General features: G+C 63.8%; 17 protein-coding genes and 1 pseudogene. 10 read left to right on the top strand and 8 right to left on the bottom strand.

Going from position 1 to position 20,681, the window contains the following annotated elements:
- Positions 1-26: 26 nt before the first annotated feature.
- From DJ74_RS10835 to DJ74_RS19205, 3 genes and pseudogenes are all read left to right on the top strand, one after another.
- Positions 27-1,100, top strand: a complete 1,074-nt coding sequence (locus tag DJ74_RS10835; RefSeq protein WP_094527249.1) for an aldo/keto reductase — start codon at positions 27-29, stop codon at positions 1,098-1,100.
- 367 nt (positions 1,101-1,467) lie between these two features.
- Positions 1,468-1,599: a hypothetical protein gene (locus DJ74_RS19660; RefSeq protein ID WP_254922167.1), complete on the top strand. Its 132-nt coding sequence runs from the start codon at positions 1,468-1,470 to the stop codon at positions 1,597-1,599.
- A 265-nt stretch (positions 1,600-1,864) separates the two neighbouring features.
- Positions 1,865-2,138: pseudogene (locus DJ74_RS19205) on the top strand (IS6 family transposase); the annotation flags it as partial.
- A 289-nt stretch (positions 2,139-2,427) separates the two neighbouring features.
- Here the strand turns inward: DJ74_RS19205 and DJ74_RS10825 are convergent.
- From DJ74_RS10825 to DJ74_RS10810, 4 genes are all read right to left on the bottom strand, one after another.
- Entirely contained in the window at positions 2,428-2,856 is a 429-nt protein-coding gene (locus DJ74_RS10825) for a serine O-acetyltransferase (RefSeq protein ID WP_094527248.1), read from the bottom strand.
- A gap of 365 nt (positions 2,857-3,221) precedes the next feature.
- Positions 3,222-3,365 carry a hypothetical protein gene (locus DJ74_RS19200; protein WP_176451341.1) on the bottom strand — a complete coding sequence of 48 codons (144 nt, stop codon included), beginning with the start codon at positions 3,363-3,365 and terminating at the stop codon, positions 3,222-3,224.
- 2,859 nt (positions 3,366-6,224) lie between these two features.
- Positions 6,225-8,276: a hypothetical protein gene (locus tag DJ74_RS19195; protein WP_094527247.1), complete on the bottom strand. Its 2,052-nt coding sequence runs from the start codon at positions 8,274-8,276 to the stop codon at positions 6,225-6,227.
- Complete coding sequence (locus tag DJ74_RS10810; RefSeq protein WP_094590511.1) at positions 8,273-9,538, bottom strand: right-handed parallel beta-helix repeat-containing protein; 1,266 nt, start codon at positions 9,536-9,538, stop codon at positions 8,273-8,275. Before DJ74_RS10810 ends, DJ74_RS19195 begins: the two co-directional genes overlap by 4 nt.
- Before the next feature lie 497 nt (positions 9,539-10,035).
- On the opposite strand from DJ74_RS10810, the gene DJ74_RS10805 reads away from it, so the two are divergent.
- Both DJ74_RS10805 and DJ74_RS10800 read left to right on the top strand, forming a co-directional pair.
- On the top strand, positions 10,036-10,587 hold the full coding sequence (locus DJ74_RS10805; RefSeq protein WP_094527245.1) for a hypothetical protein: 552 nt from the start codon (positions 10,036-10,038) through the stop codon (positions 10,585-10,587).
- A gap of 150 nt (positions 10,588-10,737) precedes the next feature.
- Positions 10,738-11,022 carry a PadR family transcriptional regulator gene (locus DJ74_RS10800; RefSeq protein WP_094527244.1) on the top strand — a complete coding sequence of 95 codons (285 nt, stop codon included), beginning with the start codon at positions 10,738-10,740 and terminating at the stop codon, positions 11,020-11,022.
- Between the two features lie 105 nt (positions 11,023-11,127).
- Here DJ74_RS10800 and DJ74_RS10795 read toward each other — a convergent pair whose 3' ends face one another.
- On the bottom strand, positions 11,128-13,650 hold the full coding sequence (locus DJ74_RS10795) for a bacterio-opsin activator domain-containing protein (protein ID WP_094527243.1): 2,523 nt from the start codon (positions 13,648-13,650) through the stop codon (positions 11,128-11,130).
- Between the two features lie 302 nt (positions 13,651-13,952).
- Here DJ74_RS10795 and DJ74_RS10790 point away from each other — a divergent pair, with 302 nt between their 5' ends.
- Positions 13,953-14,963 (top strand): hypothetical protein, encoded by a 1,011-nt coding sequence (locus DJ74_RS10790; protein ID WP_094527242.1) that lies wholly within the window; start codon positions 13,953-13,955, stop codon positions 14,961-14,963.
- 53 nt (positions 14,964-15,016) lie between these two features.
- Here DJ74_RS10790 and aglF read toward each other — a convergent pair whose 3' ends face one another.
- Positions 15,017-15,778, bottom strand: coding sequence for a UTP--glucose-1-phosphate uridylyltransferase AglF (gene aglF, locus DJ74_RS10785; protein WP_094527241.1), 762 nt, complete (start codon positions 15,776-15,778; stop codon positions 15,017-15,019).
- Positions 15,779-16,047: 269 nt separating this feature from the next.
- On the opposite strand from aglF, the gene DJ74_RS10780 reads away from it, so the two are divergent.
- Positions 16,048-16,272: a hypothetical protein gene (locus DJ74_RS10780; RefSeq protein ID WP_241881429.1), complete on the top strand. Its 225-nt coding sequence runs from the start codon at positions 16,048-16,050 to the stop codon at positions 16,270-16,272.
- Positions 16,273-16,315: 43 nt separating this feature from the next.
- Here DJ74_RS10780 and DJ74_RS10775 read toward each other — a convergent pair whose 3' ends face one another.
- Positions 16,316-16,684 (bottom strand): hypothetical protein, encoded by a 369-nt coding sequence (locus DJ74_RS10775; protein ID WP_094527240.1) that lies wholly within the window; start codon positions 16,682-16,684, stop codon positions 16,316-16,318.
- A gap of 286 nt (positions 16,685-16,970) precedes the next feature.
- Here DJ74_RS10775 and DJ74_RS10770 point away from each other — a divergent pair, with 286 nt between their 5' ends.
- Both DJ74_RS10770 and DJ74_RS10765 read left to right on the top strand, forming a co-directional pair.
- Complete coding sequence (locus DJ74_RS10770) at positions 16,971-18,149, top strand: alpha-D-ribose 1-methylphosphonate 5-triphosphate diphosphatase (protein ID WP_094527266.1); 1,179 nt, start codon at positions 16,971-16,973, stop codon at positions 18,147-18,149.
- Between the two features lie 145 nt (positions 18,150-18,294).
- A complete protein-coding gene (locus DJ74_RS10765; protein WP_094524649.1) occupies positions 18,295-18,498 on the top strand; it encodes a hypothetical protein in 204 nt (67 codons plus the stop codon).
- A gap of 52 nt (positions 18,499-18,550) precedes the next feature.
- On the opposite strand, the gene DJ74_RS10760 is transcribed toward DJ74_RS10765, so the two are convergent.
- The gene (locus DJ74_RS10760; RefSeq protein WP_094527239.1) at positions 18,551-19,795 is read right to left on the bottom strand and encodes a sugar phosphate nucleotidyltransferase; all 1,245 of its coding nucleotides are present in this window, start codon (positions 19,793-19,795) and stop codon (positions 18,551-18,553) included.
- A gap of 582 nt (positions 19,796-20,377) precedes the next feature.
- Between DJ74_RS10760 and DJ74_RS10755 the strand changes: the two genes are divergently transcribed.
- A complete protein-coding gene (locus DJ74_RS10755) occupies positions 20,378-20,623 on the top strand; it encodes a HalOD1 output domain-containing protein (RefSeq protein WP_094524657.1) in 246 nt (81 codons plus the stop codon).
- Positions 20,624-20,681 lie beyond the last annotated feature (58 nt).

Raw genomic sequence — 20,681 nt, 5'->3', positions numbered from 1 at the left:
AAGTGTCCCGATCCCCAAATCGGGGTATGCAACAGCGCGAACTCGGGAACTCGGGCGTCGAGGTCTCGGAGATCGGCTTCGGCGCGTGGGTCGTCGGCACCGACTGGTGGGGCGACCGCTCGGACGAACAGGCGGTCGAGATGGTCGAGGAGGCCCTCGACGCGGGCGTCACCTACGTCGACACCGGCGACGTGTACGGCCACGGCGACAGCGAGGCGATCATCGGGAAAGCGATCGACGGCCGCCGCGACGAGGTGACGCTGTCGACGAAGATCGGCTACGACTTCTACGACAACCCGCAGGCCGGCCACGGCGAGCTCCCGAAGGAGCTGAACGAGGAGTACCTCACCGAGGCGTTCGAGGCCTCGTTGGACCGACTCGACACCGACTACGTCGACGTGCTCCAGCTTCACAACGCCAACGTCGACGAGGTGACCCCAGAGGTGCGCGACCTCCTCCGCGAGTGGAAGGCCGAGGGGCGCGTCCGCGCGCTCGGCTGGGCGCTCGGCCCCTCGATCGGCTGGCTCGCCGAGGGCGACGCCGCCGTCGAGTACGAGGAGTTCGACGCGGTCCAGACCGTGTTCAACCTCTTCGAGCAGGAGCCCGGGCGCCACTTCGTCGATACCATCCGCGAGACGGGCTCGGACACCTCCGTGATCGCCCGCGTCCCGCACTCCTCCGGCCTGCTCAACGAGCAGGTGACGCCCGACACCGTCCTCGAAGACGGCGACCACCGCTCGCACCGCCCGAAGGAGTGGTACGAGACCGGCTGGGAGAAGGTCGAGGCGATCCGCTTCCTCGAGGACCCGGACGGCGTCGAGGGGACCCGCACGATGGCGCAGGCCGCGATCCGCTGGCTGCTCGCCCACGACGAGGTCGCGTCCGTCACGCCAACGTTCCGCGACGGCGACGACATCGCCGAGTGGAGCGCCGCCGCCGACGTGCCGCCGATCTCCGACGCGGAGTACGACCGGTTGGACGAGCTGTACGCCCGCAACTTCGACGTCGACCGCGACGACGGGATGGACGTCCTCCGCACCTCCGTCGACGGCGAGGACATCGAGGCGGCCGGCCTCGACAAGCGCGCCGCTTCGTACTGACGCCAACGCGTCCCGACGACTCGGTCCCGCGGGGCGTCGCCGATTCTAACCCGCCCTTTTCGCGTCGAGACCGAAGGACTGCGAGCCGTCGACGGCGCTCGCGACCACTTTCACCGCGCTCCCGGCGGAACGGTGATCGCCCGCGGGCGAGAGCCGCGGCTCGGCGTGTCGAAGTGGTGGCTCGGTGAAAGTTTTTCATCACAAGGGGCTGAGAGGGGGTAACGGATCGTCATGGCCACCACATCCGAACTATCTCCCTGAGGCTAATAAACTGACCGTGATGCGAGTCGGTTTGAGTGCCACGGTGAGGTTCCAACCCACTATGTCGTAAGGTCACGCCGACGTCAAACCTCGACACATCTCTCGGATGACCGGCGGTCGGCTCTACAAGCTTGAGGTCGTCAGCGGGAAAGACACCACCGGCGAGTACGTCGACGGGAAGCAGCGCGAGACGTGGCTCCCCGTCGATGTCGAGACGACGATCAACCGCCACGTCTAGACCGAGGAGATCGCGCGCGATGAGCCCCTGTCGACGTGACGAAGCGCACCGTCCAGAACTGGGTCGGAAAGGCCACCGCCGGCGCACCCGGAGAGCGGGGGCTCCGACTACGAACGCGTGAGCACGCACGATTTCCCCGCTACAGAGCAAACCACCTCCTCGTCGAGGAACACGTCTTCCCGCGGATCGTAATGGCACTCGGCGGTGGAGCAGCTACGACGCGATCGAGCCGTACCTCGCGGCGCCGACCGAGAATAATATCACCGACTCGATATTTCTCGCTGAACTGCGTGAGAAACATCAGGTTGACAACACGACCTTTTTCATCGATGGTGCGCCATAGTTACAGGCGGCCTGTCATCGTCGCGGGCTCCGATTCCAACACGTCACAAATGGGAATCGGAACGCTGTCGAACGTGTCCCTCATGGGATAAAACGGCGAACAAACCAATTCTCAAAATACGTTTATCCATGTCGAACCGAGTACTGCTAAAAATTGGCTTCAAGCGCTCGCATTCGCATGGAATCAGCTTATCTAAACGCTATCCGTTCGACACAGATGAAATCGACGAACAAGAACTGTATGAGGCCATCCGCGGGACTTATAAAGGATATGAACGAAAGAACTGACATTTTCAATACCCCAAGAGGACGACGACTAATCCGACAACTCTTTCCGAGCGAATTTTACCGGCCAACTCAGCTTTGCACGTTGGTCGAAGAAGTCCGTGTTCGGCATCACCCAATCCACCATCCCCTATATCACACTCTTAGTTCAACGCGCAAAGTTGAGCGTTTTATCAGATTTTCTACAGTTCATAATGACTTTTAAATTTTTCTTGCGGGCACTCCACCTACAGTGCTCCCATCAGGCACATCATTCAAGACCACTGCATTTGCCCCTACTACTGCATCCTCTCCGATTCTAACATCGCCAAGTACCACTGCTCCAGAGTATATTTCAGCACCGTCGCATATCGTTGGGGCATCACCATCTTTCACTCCTATTGTCACGTTTTGATATATACTTACATTGTGCCCTATCTCTGCACGTTTTGGAATTATAATACCTACGGGATGAGGAATGTGTGTCGAAATTGGTAACTGAGGATGCCAAATATCACAGGCAAGCCGTAATCTAGGTTCTCTGAATCTGACAACATTTAAAAGATTGAAGTAAACCAACAGAGCTCGAATAGCTGATTTCATCCCTGATTTACACCATATTTCAAGAAAAGATTTTATTTTCAAATCCATGGTAATTTATCGTTGAGATTTGTTCCTGAAAGATGAGTTGAACTCACCGATGACATGGTTTATATGTAAAATTTATGTTTTTTCTGGACACCTCATGCATCCTTTCTGTTTTATTGAGTGTATCAACGGCTTCTCAATATATATGAACTGCTGAACTCTGGCCGATATTCAATATGTGAATCCTAATTAATACCTCGGCGTGAGAAACCTATGAGAGTCAGCGCTTTCACCCGCTCGACGCCTTCGGTTTGTCCCTGAGGGACCGACCGCTCAGTCAGGCGATCCGAGTGTGATCCATAATCCGAGATTGCGATTTTATCCGAATACGTAGGACTAATTAAGATTCCGCGAAGAGATTCGTCGTCTCACTTCTCGAAGGACACGTTCGACGGTATTTCGATGTCCGTGGCGAGTGATTTAAAGTCGGAGCGAAGTTCGTGAGGGTGCAGCTGTGAGATGTCCGCCAGGATTAACGAGAAATAGCGCATCCTCAGCGTGGTGTTACTCATTAAGATCGGAGAATCATCAGCGTGAATTGCTGGTCCTGGACAGAAAATATGTCAACATGACGGAATTCGTTTGTACAAAGATCTACGACGGCATACAGCCAGAATCGGTCTGAGCCGATCTGAATCGCACTCTTATCGACAGCAACGCGATTCGGGTTCATACCGTCAACTGGCTGTAGTTCGGCCTTTTGAATCCAATTGTGAATTGGGTTCGACTCCGCTCGACACCCAACTTTTCAAGATACTGTTTGGTATTCGAAAGTGATAGTTCAGCAAAATAAATTTGAATGCCGGTTTCAATAGTCTCGTGGGGTGTCCGCTCACGCTCCACAAACTCCAAGTCGATTCAATCAGTAGAGCAGCTGAGGCGGTTGGATTCGGACATAGACCATTCGAAACACCGACCGCCTTTTGTTAAGCTAACATCGCCTGTTGATTCTCTGCTTCAGTTTTATTTGCCGAATTACCCCGCCGCTTCACCGCGATTCTCTATAGCCATTGCCATCTAAAACTATGTATTACAATGACTGCCAGTACGCAAAAATTGCTTGAGCCACTACGTAGAGATCACTATGATTCCTATTCGTTTTGTTGTCATCTCATTTTCAACCGAATATATGATTTTCATTATACCGCATAATGCCTGTCGTTGTAAATCCTCACAGGCATATCCAATTCGATAAGTTGAAAATGACATAATAACTCACTCGGTAAATTACACGGCTAGATCGGGACGAGTTGCAGTGTATTTGTCCCGGGTGTCTGTCGGTTCGCTACTTGTATTGACCGATTCACACAGTCAACTTCTCCGAACCCCATGTGCAAGATACGCGCGTTGTATGCAACACGTACTGGGTTAATATCCCAGAGAGCGGTCAGAAGCAGCGTGCAAAATGTAGTAATTGAACTCAACAAGACGGCTTCTCTTATTTCGCGCCAAATCACATGAATCACCCGCTCGTTGAACGTGCGAACTGATCGTAATATACCCTACCCGTTATAAATGATGTTCCGGGCATGGTACAAGATACAGGTCCCTTATCTATTAATATTCGTACAGAAGCTCACTAATAATATTTCTGTGGGTCAACTTCATTAATACGGGGCAACAAATCGTTTATTATGATTAGAGTGATTGTAACATGGAACTAGCAAGAAATTCAAGCAATTGATGAAGGCGATTTTGAATCTACCGTAGTACGTGTAATCGATGAATTTTTACATGAAGTCGACGAACGCAGCGGTGTTACCGTCAACTGTCGAACTCCAACAAGAGACCACGATTCAGTACATACGGTTAATCACGAACCATTGGCTCATCTCGATCGGAGCAGGTGTTCTATCGATATAGTTGGCGAATAATAAGCAGGAGGAATATAAGATCGATTTGAAACCTTCTGGTTTCGATCTCGAAACCATATCCACGAGAAATATAGAGTAATTAACCTATTTACATTTGCGACCGGAAAGTATCGCAGCTGATGTGGAAAATCAAGAGATGTTTCGCTCTAACATCCCAGAATATGTTAAGAAACAAATTATTGAGTCAATCCACGTTTATCGTACCACTGGATATGATCCGATATTTCACAAAAAACATACTATCAGTAAGTTGGTAGCCGGGGGGTTCCAGCGGTTCGCCGTTCACCTGTGTTGAACGATCCGACCAGCTCGTTTCTGAGGAGCTTCTATGCGAGATACGTGCCTTACATCTTTCACGCCGCTCAGAACATTATTTCGAACTGGCAGGAATTCAAGCGGATAATTCACTGCTGCCATCCGCCGACTATTCCATTCGACACGGTGTCTGAAAGATGGATTTTAGCAAATCCCCCAATATCTATTAGTAGAAATCGACTTCCAGTGGGGGTAACACGTCGTCACAGCCACCACGACTGACAGTATCCCGTTGAGGGGTATAAAATGACCGTGATGGCGTTCGAAGCGAGACTCGGTGTGGACTCCCTTTCGGTGAACGTTCATATGAAAGATAGCGTGTAATGTTCGCATAACTGGTATTAGATTCGATAGGACGGTGCCTCGGGAGAGCACTGAATTTAAAAATTTGACACCGACCGGGAATGGGATGGACTGTGAAGTATCGCCCGTCGAGATCAATCCTAAACGGTTCTACGGAGTATTCGTCGTCTGTGGGACCATCAACTGTATTCCGAAACGAGACGATCATTTTCCGAGTTACCTCAAAAGATGGTTTTTGCCCTCGACTCCTGGATTAAAAATATAATAATCATACACATACAATATAAATATAAATGTATTTTAATATAATAATTATACGTCTCAACGCAGCGTCAACAGGAAAATGAGCGAAATCGAGAGTTCCGCGCTGTAGTGGACCACGAGTTTCGCTACGTCGCGTGTAAAATCGAATCCGTCAAGCGCTGCGAGCACAGTCGTGACGGCCCTGTGTTGGGCCGGGCGAAGCGTACGGCTTCTGCGCGGCGGTGTGTGCGTGACTCACCGGTCGTTTGGTCGCCGACGAGAACCCGACCGCATCGCGCCGCCCATCCGAGACAGCGTTGATGACGTCGTCTACGCACACAGTCCAGCGTCGCCGTCGGTAGCGAGCGCGAGCACGTACCCGAGGTAGTCGACAGAGGCGGACCGGTAGTCTCCATTTTGGGAGCCTTTGTTTCCGAGCACCCGGTCGAGAGCACCGTAACCGAACCCGCGCACCTCTCAGTATCCGTCGTGAGTACAGCGGGGACGTGGCGTCTAATCACGCATTTCAAAAATAGCTAATGCCTGTTACGCGGCCTTCAGCGCGGTGGTCATCCGGTCGTCGGTGATGCCGGCGGAAAGGCCGCACCGATCCGAGCAAAAACCGTCGCGATGAGCCTACTCGTCGCCGTCGCCGAACTGCGCGTCGTACGCGCTCTGGATCTCTATCTTCGTCTGGCGGCTGATGTCTTCGTAGTCGAACTCCACCCCGTATCGGTCCTGGGTGATCTCGTCGCGGGTTCTGATCTCGCCGGGAGCCACGTCGTCGGGGAACGGCTGCCGGTTATAGACTGCCTGCACCTCACCGGTCGTTTCGATGCTGAGATCCGCGAAGTCGACGTCGTACATCGTTCGACTGATGTCGTCGCGGCTGTGAGCCGGGTCAGACGGGAGCGACCCGAACTGCGCGTCGTACGCGTTCTGCACCTCGATCGCGGCGTCGCGATCCAGCTCGGAGAACGACGCGTTGTATCGGGCGTCGCTTATCTCGTCGCGGGTGTCGACCTCGGCGGGATCGGCGTCGCCGGGGAACGGCTGCCGGTTGTAGATCGCCTGCACTTCGCCGACCGTTTTGCTAACGAGGTCCTCGAAGGCGACGCCGTACTTCGCTCGGCTGATCTCGTCGCGAGAGGTCGGTCCGCCGTCGTCGGACGCGTCTCCGTCGCCGGTCGACGCAGACCCGCCGGAGTAGTCGCTCTCAGACGTGATCGTGGCGCCGGTCACTGTCGTTACGTTGTACCGGGTGCCGTTCTCGTTCGCGAGCGCGTCGACGCGCAGTCCGAGGTCGGTCGTGCCGACGGCGTGTCCCTCGATCGCGAGCGTCGCGACGGTGACGCTCCCGTTGTCGTCGGTGTCCGCGGGCACCGCCGTCACGTTGGCCGCGGCGCCGTCCTCGACGAAGACGACCTCGGTCGTCGCGTCGGACGCGCCGCCCCGCGCGGTGACGTCCGCCACCGTGGCGTAGGTGACGTCCTCCACGTCGACGGTGAACTCGTAGGCCCCGACGCCGCCGGACGCGTTCCCGACGACCACGTCGTACGTCGTCGTCTCGCCGGGGTCGACCGTTTCGCCGGTGACCTCCGGTTCGTCGGCGTCGACCGGAACCCCGCTCGGGAGGAGTCGCACGGCGGTCTCGGGACCGGGATCCGACCGCGCGGCCGCCTCCACGTCGACGACCCCGGTCACGGAGTCGTTCTCGGTGGAGACGCCGTGGCGGTGCGATCCGGGGTCGACGTCGGTCACGTTCACGCCGCTGAACGTGACGGTCTCCCTGTCGTGACCCGCGAGCGTCACCTCTCGGGTGGCCACCACCCTGTCGGCTTCGAAGGGCTCGTCGGAATCAACCGTTTCGTCGGCGGCGGCCGTTCCGTTGCCGGTGGCCGTTTCGTTGCCGGTGGCCGTTCCGTTGCCGGTGGCCGTTCCGTTTCCGACGACCGCTTCGCTGTCGGCGAGATCGAGTTCGTACCGGACCGTCTGGGTCGCCTCCAGGTCGCCGTCGTTGGTGACCGACACGGAGACGTTGAACGGCTCCCCCTGCGTCACGTTGTGAGACGCGTTCAGCCTCGACACCCGGAACTCCGCCGGGTCCGGGTTCGGTTCGACCGCGATCGCGGCGCCGCCCACGTCGGTGACGTTGTACGAGTCCCCGGCGTCGGTGTCGAGCCCGTCGACACGCAGCCCGACGTCGCTGGTTCCGGGGGCGTCGCCGCCGACCGTCACGGTCGCGACGACGACGACACTCTCCCCGTCGGCCGCGTCCGTCGGTGCGGCCGTCAGGTTGGCCGACGAGCCGTCGGGGGCTATCGAGACCCCGGCCGCCTCGTCGGACTGGTTCCCGCGCAGAGTGACCTCCCTTATCGAGGCCACGCTCGGGTCGTCGACGCTGACGACGGCGACGTGGTCGCCGACGCCGCCGGACGCGTTCGCGACGACCACGTCGTACGTCGCCGTCTCGCCCACGCGGACCGTCGCGTCGCTCGGTCCGAGGTGAACCGCGGTTTCGGGAGCCGGCGTCGGTTCCTGCTGTTGAGCGAACGGGACGTCGAAGCCGCCGGTGGGTCCGACGCCAGCGACGGCCCCGCCGATGCCGCCGATGCCGACCACCGCGATCGCCGCGAGGACGACGACGCTCTTCGCGTTGAGCGTCGCGGAGAGGGAGCCGATGCTCATCGGCTCGACACCTCGTTGAACAGCTTCCGGACATCGACGACGTCCACGGCGCCGTCGTCGCTGAAGTCGAACGCGTCCGGGTGGCTCCGGATCAGCTCGTCGTCCCGGTTCGCGAACATGGCTTCCACGTCGTCGCCGTCGACGTCGCCGTCGCCGTCGACGTCCTCGTAGCGACCGTCCCCGTCCGGGTCGGTCGGCTGACTCTCGAAGTCGCCTATCGCCTGTCCCCCGAAACAGACGGGGTCGCCGCCGCGGACGGGCTCGACCGACCACGGGACGAACTCGACGTCGCCGTCGACCTCGTCTCCCGCCGGGGCCGCCGCCGGGGTCTCCGCCGCGACGGGCCCGGTCGGGTCGCCCCAGAAGTTACACGACGCGACCGCGGTCTGCGCCGACGCGTTCCGAACGCCGAACTCCTCGTTGCCCTCGATGTCGTTCCCGGTGAACTCGTACTCGGGCGTCGAATCGCCGAAGCCGTCGGCGACGCCCGATAGCAGGATCCCGGTCCGGTTGCCGACGATCGCGTTTCCGCTGACGGCTCCGCCGCTGGAGGTGAACTCGATCCCCGGACCGTCGTTGTCCCGGATCTCGTTCCCGACGACGGTGGCGTCGCCGAGGTCCCCCGGCGCGACGAGGCCGATCAGTCGCAGGCCGAACCCGTCGTTGTCGGCGACGGTGTTGTCGACGAACGTCCCCGCGCCGGTGGCGACGCCGGCGCCGTTGTCTCGCACCGTGCTGCGCTTCAGCTCCGTGACGTGCCCCGAGTTGGTGGACACTGCCGCATCCGTGTTTCCGCTCAGCGTGGTCTCCGTTATCGATAGCCGGGTGCCCTCAGTGGTGCCGATACCAATTTTGTTTCCGCTGATGACAGAGTTGCGGACCGTGATCCGCCTCTCCGGCCCGCCGCGGACCCCGACGGCGTTGTCCGTGATGGAGACGTCCGCGAGCGTTATCTCGCCGTCCGCGAACGCGAGGGACGCGCCCGCGGCGAAGTTCGCTATCCGCAGGTCTCTGACGACGGCCCCCTCGTCGCGGCCGAGGTCGAACGCGATACCGATCCCCGAGCCGTCGCCGGAGATCGCGTGTCCGTTCCCGTCCAGCGTGACGCCGGGACCGAGAGTGAGACAGTCGCCCTCCGCGTCGAGGTCGTCGACGAGGACGTACTCGCCCGGTTCGGTCAGCGACGTGCACCGATTGATCTCCGTCGGTTCGGCGGCCGTCGTGGGGGCTCCGGAGAGCCCGATCGCCGCCCCCCCAACCACGAGACCGCCTCTCTGAAGTGCTGTTCGGCGCGATATCTTCTCGTCTGGGCCACCGTCGGTCATGACGGAGTATCGGGGGGTAGCCCGAATTGTTATTAGCTAGCTTATAAAAATAAGAGAGATTATAACGATATCTCGGGGGAACGAACGGGACCGCAATCGCGGTACTGCACCGCGCCGATCTCGGGGACGCCGACGTCGGGTCCCTCTCACCGCCCGCCACGTCGCGGATGGCGCCCCGCTCGATGAACTACCCCGGGGAACCGCGACGACAGGCCCGGGGAGGGCGTCGTCTCGTGCCGGTGCCGCGGGCACCTCTTCTCGCGCCGGTCTCACGCGCATCGCGTCGGTCCCGTCGTCCGGTCGGCTCGAACTGAACCGATAGCCGAGGGGAGGACGGCGATACGGGTCGTCGCCGGCGACGGCACCTCCGACAGTTTTGTCAGAAAATAATGATTTCCGAATGACTATTACGGTGGAACGGTATGTGTTTAGTGATGATTAAAGGGGTAGAGGGAAGCCAAATCAACGAATCCGCCGAAACCGGGGACGGCCAGCGGTTGACGACGACCGACGTGTTCGACGTTCTCAAGAACGACCGGCGGCGGGCGGTCATGCGGTACCTCCACGAGCACGGCGGATCCGCGGAGCTCTCCGACGTCGCCGAACACGTCGCCGCGCGCGAAAACGACACCGCCGTTCGACAGCTCACCTCGCAGGAGCGGAAGCGCGTTCGCATCGCCCTCTATCAGTGTCACCTCCCGCGGATGGACGCGCTCGGGGTGGTCGACTTCGACAACGACCGCGGGACGGTCGCGCTTCGGGACGCCGCGTCGCAGTTTCAGGTGTACCTGGAGTTGGATCCCGAGGCCGACCGGAACGCGGCCGCGTCGGAGCGGACCGCGTTCCTGCTCGCCGTGGGTATCGCGGCGGTCGTCACGGCCGGAGCGCTCGGGCTCGGAGTGCTCTCGGCGGTGCCTCCGGCCGGATGGACGATGGTGAGCGTCCTCGCGCTCGTCGGGATCGCCGGTCGGCAGTGGCGGGCCTGAACGGGGGTTCCGGATCCGCGGTCTTCCCGCCGCGTTAACGGAAGCATACCGGGAGCCGGCGAGCGACGGGACCGGCTCGAGAGCGGGCGTGGACCGAAATCCAGTGTTTACGTCTTTATAACAAAGCGAGGGTCCGGCGAAACGTGGACCATGCCTGATCCCCTTTTCGAGCTCACGAGCTTCCAACGGGATCTCCTCTACGTGATCGCGGGAGCCGAGAGACCGTCGGGACAAGAGATCAAAACGGAGCTACAGACGTCGATGGATGAAATCACCCACGGCCGGCTCTATCCGAACCTCGATACGCTGGTCGAGCGGGGGTACATCGAAAAGGGCGAGAGCGACCGTCGCACGAACTTCTACGAGCTGACGGAGAAGGGGATGGAGGGCCTCCGCGAACGCCGCCAGTGGGAGGGCCGCTACGTGGAGCTGTGATCGGTCGTCGACCGACGTCACCGGCCCCCGTCTCGGGGTGAAGCCGCCGCTATCGGTCGCGTAACCGGCGCCCGTACGCGTCGCGGCGGACGAGGAAGAGAGCGGTCAGTCGCCGGCGTCGACGTCGCCGAGAATCGTTCCGAGCAGCTTCCGCTCGGCGGTTCGGAGGTGGCGATTGAACGTCGGTTGGGTGATGTCCATCGCCGTCGCGACCTCCTCGCCGGTGCTCGCTCGCGGCCACTCGAAGTAGCCGCCGAGGTACGCCGTTTCGATCGCTTCCCGCTGCCTGTCAGTGAGTCCGTCGGAGAAGCCGGTCCGAGCGCCGGGACCGTCGCTCCCGGATCGGTCCCGACGGGAGCGGAGCTCGACGCGGTCGTACCGCTCCTCGAGGTGTTCGATTATCCGCCGCACGTCCACTGACCGCGGGAAGGTGGTCGTCAGTTCCACGCCGCCGGCGTCGGCGACCATCCGGCCGATACTCCCCCCGTGTGCGCTCACCCTGTCGGCCGCGGTGGCGCCGTTCACCGACGCCTCCAGGCGCCCGGTCGGTCCGCCGCCCATCTCGCGGATCGACTCCACGGCGCTCACCGACTCCGTCACGTCGGACCGGTCCCCGTCGCTGGTGAGGTACACCAGCGATCGACCGTCTCCCCGCGGGACGGTGCCCTCGACCCGGATCGGCTCCCCGAAGGCGGACGCGATCCGCGACAGGAGCGCGTCGGGGTCGTCGAGGCGCAGCTCCAGCTCCACGAGGGAGCCGGTTCGAAGCGACCGCCTGGTTTCCACGCTGCTGATGGCGTTCGCGACGTTGTCTCCGAGCTCGACGAGCAGGTCGCCGAACTCGTCGTCGAACACCGACCCCCGGTCGGCGTACACGGACAGGACGCCGTAACACAGGTCGTCGTACGAGAGCGGGACGCTGACGACCGAGCGGTATCCGCGCGCGAGCGCTCGCTCCCGCCAGCGCTCGCGCCTGAGCCCGTCCGACACGTCGGACACGCGGACGGGCTCGCCCGTCTCGACGGCTCGGACGCCCGGGAGCCCGGCGGTGTCGGCGGAGCGGTCGCCGCCGTCGGCCCCCGGAAGCGGAGCGTCCTCGCGCCGGAGCGCCTCGAGGAAGCCGTCGGACTCGCCCGCCCGCGCCATCGGGGTCGGATCGCCGCCGGATCGGTACGTCTCCCCGACCCAGACGAACTCGACGGAGTCGGCCTCGACGAGCGTGTCGCAGACGGCTGTCGCGATCTCGTCGAGGGTGTCCGCGTCGACGAGCTCGCCGTTGATCCGCCTGAGGAGGTCGTTGAGCCCGTCGAGACGCTCCAGTCGCTGTCGGTTCCGGGAGAGCTCGGTCTCGCGCTCGACGCTGTCGAGGGCCGCGACGGCGTTGGCGGCCAACAGGCCGACCGGCTCCTCGACGTTCCCCGCCGGCTCCGCGGAGCCGAAGTCGACGCGGAAGAGGCCGTGTCCGTCGAGCGTCGCGTACAGGGTGCGACCGGACGAGTCGTCGGGCTCGGTCGATCGCTCGACCACCCGCCCAGTCGGAGCGACCGCGTCCGCGTCGGTCGACGGGTCACCGCCGGAGGGGTCGTCCCCCGCGGCGTCGGCGACCCGCTGGAAGTGCGGGGAGGCGTCGCCGTCCGTCCGGACCGATCGGGCCGTGTCGATCGTCGTCTCGGCGGCGTCGGACCCGGCGGTGAACGCCTCCCAGACCGGGCTTCCCGGCCCGCACGCGTCGTGGTCGCCGCCGGACGCGGCGGCGGGGACCAGCCTCGCTTCGGTCCGGTCGAACGAGTACGTCACGACGGCGGCGTCGGGCCAGACCGAGGCGATCACGTCGACGATCGTCTCGAAGATCGATTCCCCGTCGTCGGCGCGGAGGAGCCGCCGGGCGGAGCGGCTCAGTTCGCGGAGGGCGCTCTCGTTCCGCCGGGTGTCGGTCACGTCCCTGATGACGCCGACGCGCCCGCGACGGCCGTCGTCGAACTCGACCGAGGAGAACTGCGTCTCGATCGGCAGCAGTTCTCCCGACGCCGTCCTTATCGACGACTCGATCATGCCGATGTCGGAGCCGTCGCCGCGGAGCATCGCGAGGATCTCCTCGGCCTTTTCGAGCGTCTCGCTCCCCGCGACCATCGACGCGTGCGACCCGACGAGCTCCTCGCGGTCGTACCCCGTCATCTCCGTGACCGCCTCGTTGACCGACGTGATGACGAACGCCTCGTTCAGCGTGTACACGCCGTCCTCCAGCGTCTCGAGGATGCGGTTCGACCGCCTGAGGTCGCGGCGCAGCTCGAAGTCCCGGGTGGCGTCGGAGACGAGCACGCCGACGCCGCCGCGGCCCGGGACCGCCCGGAACTGGAGCGTCGTTCCGTCGCCGGTCGTGACCTCCGTCTCGGCGACCCGGTCGTTCCGCTCGGCCGCCTCGACGGCGTCCCGAAGCTCCGGACCGAAGCTCGGGTCCGTCTCGCGCAGGTCGGTGCCGACCGACGCGTCGTCGGAGCCGAGCAGGTCGTCGACCGTCGCGTTCGCGTCGGCGATCGCGTGCGAGCCGTCCGCGTACAGGAATCCGATGTCGGCCGTCGCGAGGAACTGACCGATCGCCGCCCGGTGGTCGGCGTCTCTCAGGTCCATCGACTCACCGTCGCGAATCGGCCTCCACCCCGGCCCGGTTTGAACACGACGACACGAGCGCCCGGGTACACATAAATCTCTCGTCACTTTCACGGAACACTATATTTCTCAGTGACATCAGTTCGAAATATCGACTGAGACGAGAGCCGGACCGGGAAACGACGGATGAAAATCCCGGTTACGGAGCTTATATTTTGCCAAATATTCATATGAAGTATCGTGATTGTCACGCTTTCGTACTTATTATCATAATAAAAATGTGGAACAAAAGCCTTAACTGTGTTATGGTGGTGTTTACTGACATGGCACCCGAAGCTCGCGGGAACGTGGCGAACGACGGATGGGGGAAACCGGACCCCGGAGAGTACAGCCGGCGTGTGAACGATGTTACGCTCCCCCCAACCGCGCGGGAGTTCGCGGATCGCTACGCTCGCGTCATCGGGGAGCGGGATCGGTTCCTCTGGAAGTGGATACACAACCTCTTCGATAAGTTCACGTTAACGTCGGTTCCGGGCCGAGAACGGTCGGCCGTGTACGAACACAAGACGCTGTTGACGATGTTCGTGACGGTCCTCGATGACTTGGCCGAAAGCGAGGGGGATCAGGGGACGTTCGCCGTCGGTCGCCGGATTCCGTTCGGCGTCGACGCGACCGAGCGGATAGACGGGACGTCCGACGAGATCGACTACGGCGTCCTCGAATACCTCGCGGATCTGTGGGAGACGATCGACGCGGAGGTCAGGGAGGCGCCGCGGTACGGGGAGTTCGTCGACGTCTTCGAGTACGACCTCCGGCAGACGTTCAACGCGATGGAGTACTCCGGGCTCGTGAACGACAACCCGGCGATGGCGAACCGCGCCGAGACGGAGCGTCACGACGCGTACAACATGACGATGTTCCCGTACGCCTGCGTCGACCTCATGCACTCGCCCTCGTTCGACCGGGCCGAGCTGGGCGCGCTTCGAAGCATCCTCTGTGACCTCCAGCAGATGGCGCGGATCGGGAACTGGATCACCACCTGGGAGCGCGAGCTCGGCGAGGGAGACATCAGCTCCGGCGTCGTCGTCTGCGCGCTCCGTCGCGGCGTAATCGACTACGAAGAAATCGTCGAGGCCGACGAGACCGCCATCGAGGGGCTGGTCGACCGGATCCGGTCGCACGGCATCGAATCGGAGTTCACCCGCGAGTGGGACCTCCGCGACCGGACGGTCCGGAAGCGGACCGCCGAGGTGGAGAGCGTCGACGCGGAGCAGATCGTCGACGGTATCGAGTCGGTGATGAACCACCACCTCGCGAGCGAGGGATACAAGTAACGTCGGCGGGGCAGACCGGCGCCGTCAGCCCTCAGGGGAATCGATCGGCGCCGTCAGTCCTCGGCAACGGCCTCTTCTCCCGTGTCCGCCGCGGCGGCATCCGCCGACTCCGAAAGGCGTTCGGCGGCCCGGTCGCGGTCCTCCGGGTACCCCACGTCGACGCGCCACCCGTCGAGGCGGAGCGCGTCGATGGTGCGGCCGGACTGGATGAGGAGGTCGATGGCGTCCGGCAGCTCGAACTCGCCGCGGTCGGAGGGTTGGACGAGGTGACACGCGTGGAAGATCGCGTCGGTGAACGTGTAGAAGCCGGTCATCACGAGGTTACTCGGGGGATCGTCTGGCTTCTCGACGACCTCGACGACCTCACCGTACTCGTTGGTGTCGAGCACCCCGTACCGGCTCGCCTCCTCGTACGGGACCTCTTCGACGAGGAAGGCGGCGTCGGCGCGCTCCTCCCGCTGTCTGTTGACCACGTCGGCGAGGTTCCCCCGGAAGACGTTGTCGCCGAGCATCAGCATGAAGTCGTCGTCGACGTGGGGCTCCGCCTGGAGGATGGCGTGCGCGAGGCCCAGCTGCTCCCGCTGGTGGGCGTACGTGATCGGGACGCCCTCGTAGGCGTCGCCGTAGCGGTCGATGATCTGCTCTTTCTTGTAGCCGACGACGACGACGAGTTCGGTCGCGCCGCAGTCGATGAGGTTATCGAAGACGTCCTCGATGAGGGGCGTCCCGTCGACCTCCACGAGCACCTTCGGCTTGTCGTCCGTGAGCGGGCGGAGACGCGTTCCCTTGCCGGCGGCGAGCACGACTGCTTGCATACGTGTAGCGTCCGATCGACCGAGCAAGAGTATACGCCGGATAACCGGCGAACGAACGGGGCAGACGCCGGCGGTTCGGCGGACGATCGGCCGAGACGCCGACGGCCGCGGTCGGGAGCAGGCGCGGACGGCCGGAGTCGGGTGAGGCGCCGACGGAGATATCGCTCCTATCGGCTCGGCGCTCGGCGGCGCGGTAACTGGCCATTGCCGTCGATGAGCGGGCGGATATGAGACGAATAACGATGTAGGGTGTTAGATTAGTTGACAGTATGAGCGGAACAGGGAACGACGACGGGCGGACCGACGGCGGGGTGACGCGACCGAGCGCGGAGCCCCCCGACCGGGGTCCGACGCTCGAGGGAACGGTCGTGCGGTACGACGACAAGCCGGACGAGTGCACCCTCCACCCGTCGGAGCCGACCGAGCGGGAGTGCACGACCGCGTGGATCACCGCCAAAGAGGGGAGCTACGTCTCCGCTGTCGCGTGGCGGTGAGCGGTCGGGACCGCGTCCGATCGGGCGGGCGGCAGGAGGCGACTCAGCGGTCGATGTCGGGTCGCCAGTCGTTCGGCAGTCGCTCGCGGTCGCCGTCGAGGCGGGCGATGAACGGTTCGATCCGCGAGAACGCCGAGCCGGCGGCGACGGTCCCAGCTTCGCGGTCCCACCGGACGACGTCGTGCTCCGCGAGCTTCGGCAGGTGGTTGTGGTTCAGCGACATCTCCACGGGCTCGGGTATCGACCCGTCGACGGTCTCCTCGACGGGGACCGGTTCGTCGCCCACGTCGTCGGCCACGCGGTCGTAAATCGTCAGCAGCACCGCTCGTCGATGCGCGTTCGAGAGAAGCGTCAGGCACGTGTCGGCGGTCAGCTCTTCGTCGGCGTTCCGGGGGCCCGTCACGCCGCTCACCTCTCCTCGTCGGCGCTGTCCGCCGGGAGAGCGTCTTCGCCGGCGCGGATACCCGTTATCGTCCGCGAAATGTGAGCTATCATACCAGACGAAACGGGAGTTTCGCCCATTAGTAACCACCACGTATCGGTTCGAAGCGGGACACCGAGCGCCGGTTGTCACTGCTTAACAATATCGTTACTCCGCTTACCTGAGAGATCATGAGCGCGCGGTTCCCCGCGGTCAGACGAAACGAGGGGTCATCGGCGCCGACACGGAGACCGAGACGGTCCGGGAGGTGGCTACCGTGACGGAGTTCACCGAGATCAGGAACGGGCGGATCGTCACGCCGTCGGGCGTCATCGAGGGCGGTCGCGTCGTCGTGGCCGGCGAGCGCATCGTCCGGATAGACCGGTCCGAGGGCGACGCGTCGGGCGGCGGGACGAGCGTCGACGCCGCCGGTCGGGTCGTCATGCCGGGGGTGATCGACCTCCACGGAGACGACATCGAGGGGCAGTTCGCGCCGCGGTCCGGCGCCGAGACGGACCCGACGGCCGCGCTCGCCACGACCGACCGCATGAACGTCCTCCACGGGGTGACGACGAAGTTCCACGCCCTCGCGTTCGAGGAGGCGCCCGACGACGGGCGGAGCCTCGAGAACGCGGCCCGCCTCGCCCGGGCCGTCGACCGCGGGGCGGACACGCTCGGGGACAACCGCGTGCACGCGCGCTGCGAGCTCGCCGACGCGAGCGCCGCCGCGGTCGAGGAGCTGATCGCGGAGGTCGACGTCGACCTCGTGTCGGTGATGCACCACGCGCCCGGGGACGGCCAGTACGACGCCGAGTCGTTCGAGCGGCACTACGTCGAGGACCGGAACTGGCCGGTCGACGCCGCCGCGGCCGCCGCGGAGGAGCGGAGCGGGATGGACGCCGCGAGCCGGGACCGTCGGATCGCTCGGATCGTCGAGCTCGCTCGGCGCGTCGGCGCCCCGCTCGCGTCCCACGACGACGAGTGCCGGGCGGACGTCGAGACGATGGCGGACCACGGGACGGCGATCAGCGAGTACCCGCTCACGATCGACGCGGCCCGGCGCGCGAAGGAGCTCGGCCTCGCGACCGTGATGGGCGCGCCGAACCTCGTGCGCGGCGGGAGCCTCTGGGACAACCTGAGCGCCCGCGACGCGATCGAAGCGGGAGTCCTCGACGCCCTCTGTTCCGACTACCACCCGGCGTCGCTGCTCGCGGCGCCGTTCGTCGAGACCGGCGAGCCGCTGTCCGCTCGGGTCAACCGGGTCACGCGGAACCCGGCCGACGTCGCCGGGCTGCCGGACAGGGGACGGATCGAGGTCGGCGCCCGCGCGGACCTCATCGTCGTCGATCCCTCGCCGACCCCGACCGTCGAGCGAGCGATGGTCGCGGGGTCGGAGGCGATTCGAACCGGCGAGGCGACGGCGACCGAACCCCCTCCTCGGCCGGTCGGGCGCTGACCGGTCCGCCCGGCCCGACCGCGAGCGAGCGCGGGCCGGTCGACGGTCACACGTGTCGAATTAACAAGGTATGAACGCGCGTCCGCGTTCGGTCGGTGCCGCTATCCTGCGTATAGTAAAATGACCGCCTTCCCCTCCGAGAGGTATGACAGAACCCGAGACGGCGACCGACGTCAACCGCCGGTGCGGCCGGTGCGGGTCGGCCGTGAGTCGGAGATTCGTGCGCGTGTTCGGGATCGGCGACAGCGTCCACGGCTGTCTCGACTGCCTCCCGCGGAAGCGGCTCTCGAACGGCGAAGCCGCGCGACGAGAGGACGCGGACCGCGAACGCTCGTTCCGAGCGCCGTAGGCGGCCCCCGGGCGCGTGTCTCGGGGAGTCGTCGTCTCGGAGCGTCGCCGAGTCACCGGTCGCGACGGACGATCTCGCCGGGTTCCGTGTGCGCGTCCGCCGAGAGCGTCACCCCGGCGTTGATACCCGTCTGAATGCCGGTCTTCACGCGGGGGCCGAGCACCGCGCCGAACTTCCTGCGCCCGGTCGAGACGCGCTCTCCCTTCACCGTTGCGTTGACCGGCTCCCCGTCGTGTCGCAGGTTCGCGACGTTCGTCCCGGCGCCGAGGTTCACCGACGGCCCGAGGACGCTGTCGCCGACGTACGAGAGGTGGCCGACCGTCGCGTCCGCCATCAGGACGCTGTTTTTGATCTCCACCGCGTGGCCGACGTGCGCCCCTTCGCCGACGAGCGTCGCGCCGCGGACGTACGCGTTCGGTCCGACGGAGCAGCCGGACCGGAGCAGGGCCGGTCCCTCGACAACGACCCCGGGACCGACCGTCGCGCCCGCCTCGACGACCACGTCGCCCCGTATCGTGGCGTTCGCGTGGACGTCGCCCCGTATTGTCGCGTCCGAACAGGCGGTGTCACCGTCTTCCCGCCCCGCCGACCCGCCGTCGTCACGCCCATCCGACCCGCCGCCGGGGAGTCGCCGCTCGTTGGCCTCCAGCAGCTCCCACGGTCGACCGACGTCCATCCACTCCGCTAACACCGCGTAGCCGAGCTCCTCGCGGGCCATCACCCGAGCCAGCACGTCGGTGAGCTCGCGTTCACCCCGTTCGCTCTCCGGCACGTCGAGCATGTCGACCGTCTCTGCCGGGAACGAGTACGCGCCCGCGTTGACGAGGTCCGTCGCCGGGTCGCTCGGCTTCTCCCGGACCGCCGTCACCGCGTCGCCGTCGACGGTCAACACGCCGTACTGGGTGGGGTCGTCGACGCGGAACGCGCCGATCCGCGGCGGCGACTCGAACAGCCGGCGCAGGTCCGCGCCGCGGTACAGCGAGTCCCCGTTCAGCACGGCGAACTCGTCGTCCAGGTGGTCGGCGGCCGCCGCCAGCGCGTCCGCGGTGCCGCGCTGCGACTCCTGAACCGCGTACCGGACCGGGACCCCTCGATGGCTCTCACCGAAGTGCCGTCGGATCCGGTCGGCGCCGTAGCCGACGGTCACCACGAGCTCGTCGGCGCCGGCCTCGACGGCGGCGTCGGCGACGTGTTCGACGAGCGGCGCGTCGGCCACCGGCAGCATCGGCTTCGGCGTCGACTCCGTCAGCGGACCCATCCGCGTCCCCCGTCCCGCGGCGAGGATGACTGCGTGCATGGGTCGTCGATACCGCGGACGGAGAGTTTAGTATGCGGCTGCTACCTCGAGGCGATCGCCGCGTGGAGCGTCGGTACGGCCCTCGTCCCGCGAGAAACCGCCGGCCGGAGGTCTCCGCTCGTCGACGGGCGTGCGCCGACAGAGCCGCTATTATAAAGAAACCGGGGCGGGGGCCGTACCGCAACTGACGCGGGTGTCCGGGGTCATGGGACAGTCGACTTCAGCCGCGGTACGTACGGTACGTGTTCAGTGCGGATATTTACTATACATGCCATATTCGGAGTACGCTCTAATTACCGAAGACGACCGTGACATACAACTGGAGTGCGCCGGCTTTTAGAACGATCCAAACGCCACCCGTGTCCGGTCGCGACATCGGACTCGCGCCTCGGCTCCGACGGCGGACTCGGAGACGAGCGGCACCGCCGGTAGCCGATCGGTCCCGCGGATTCGCCGCGCTCAGGGCCATCGACGCGGAATCGATACTGTTTATAGACACGACGGCATCCTGTAACTAAGGGCCCAATGCACACGATGTCCCACGCCAATAACGACCGTGCGTCCGCCGGAAATGACACGACGATCGTCGAGCGTGTCGCGACCGCGGCCGACACGTCGACGACGGTGACGATCGTCCGGGCGGTAGCCGAGGCTGAGTCGGTTACTCCGGGTGAGCTACCGGTACTGGCCGACGTAATCGACCCCGAGTCGCTCGAAGGTCTCTTCGACTCGGACCCCGCCGTCGGACGGTCCGGCGTACGGCTCTCCTTCGAATACTGCGGCTACGTAGTGGAAGTCACCGACGAACTCGTCACGCTCCGGAAGTAGCGTTCGGGAAGACGCTTCCGAGGCCGAGAGAGGCTTCGCCTCGGAAGCCGGTGCCGGC

Source organism: Halorubrum sp. Ea8 (genome assembly GCF_002252925.1).
Lineage (GTDB): Archaea > Halobacteriota > Halobacteria > Halobacteriales > Haloferacaceae > Halorubrum.
Note: the sequence above shows the minus strand (reverse complement) of the source record. Positions and strands in the feature narration are given on the sequence as shown.

Coding starts and splice junctions, on each gene's coding strand:
- DJ74_RS10835 (WP_094527249.1), top strand. CDS start 27: ATGCAACAGCGCGAACTCGGGAACTCGGGCGTCGAGGTCTCGGAGATC.
- DJ74_RS19660 (WP_254922167.1), top strand. CDS start 1,468: ATGACCGGCGGTCGGCTCTACAAGCTTGAGGTCGTCAGCGGGAAAGAC.
- DJ74_RS10825 (WP_094527248.1), bottom strand. CDS start 2,856: ATGGATTTGAAAATAAAATCTTTTCTTGAAATATGGTGTAAATCAGGG.
- DJ74_RS19200 (WP_176451341.1), bottom strand. CDS start 3,365: ATGAGTAACACCACGCTGAGGATGCGCTATTTCTCGTTAATCCTGGCG.
- DJ74_RS19195 (WP_094527247.1), bottom strand. CDS start 8,276: ATGAGCATCGGCTCCCTCTCCGCGACGCTCAACGCGAAGAGCGTCGTC.
- DJ74_RS10805 (WP_094527245.1), top strand. CDS start 10,036: ATGATTAAAGGGGTAGAGGGAAGCCAAATCAACGAATCCGCCGAAACC.
- DJ74_RS10800 (WP_094527244.1), top strand. CDS start 10,738: ATGCCTGATCCCCTTTTCGAGCTCACGAGCTTCCAACGGGATCTCCTC.
- DJ74_RS10795 (WP_094527243.1), bottom strand. CDS start 13,650: ATGGACCTGAGAGACGCCGACCACCGGGCGGCGATCGGTCAGTTCCTC.
- DJ74_RS10790 (WP_094527242.1), top strand. CDS start 13,953: ATGGCACCCGAAGCTCGCGGGAACGTGGCGAACGACGGATGGGGGAAA.
- aglF (WP_094527241.1), bottom strand. CDS start 15,778: ATGCAAGCAGTCGTGCTCGCCGCCGGCAAGGGAACGCGTCTCCGCCCG.
- DJ74_RS10780 (WP_241881429.1), top strand. CDS start 16,048: ATGAGCGGAACAGGGAACGACGACGGGCGGACCGACGGCGGGGTGACG.
- DJ74_RS10765 (WP_094524649.1), top strand. CDS start 18,295: ATGACAGAACCCGAGACGGCGACCGACGTCAACCGCCGGTGCGGCCGG.
- DJ74_RS10760 (WP_094527239.1), bottom strand. CDS start 19,795: ATGCACGCAGTCATCCTCGCCGCGGGACGGGGGACGCGGATGGGTCCG.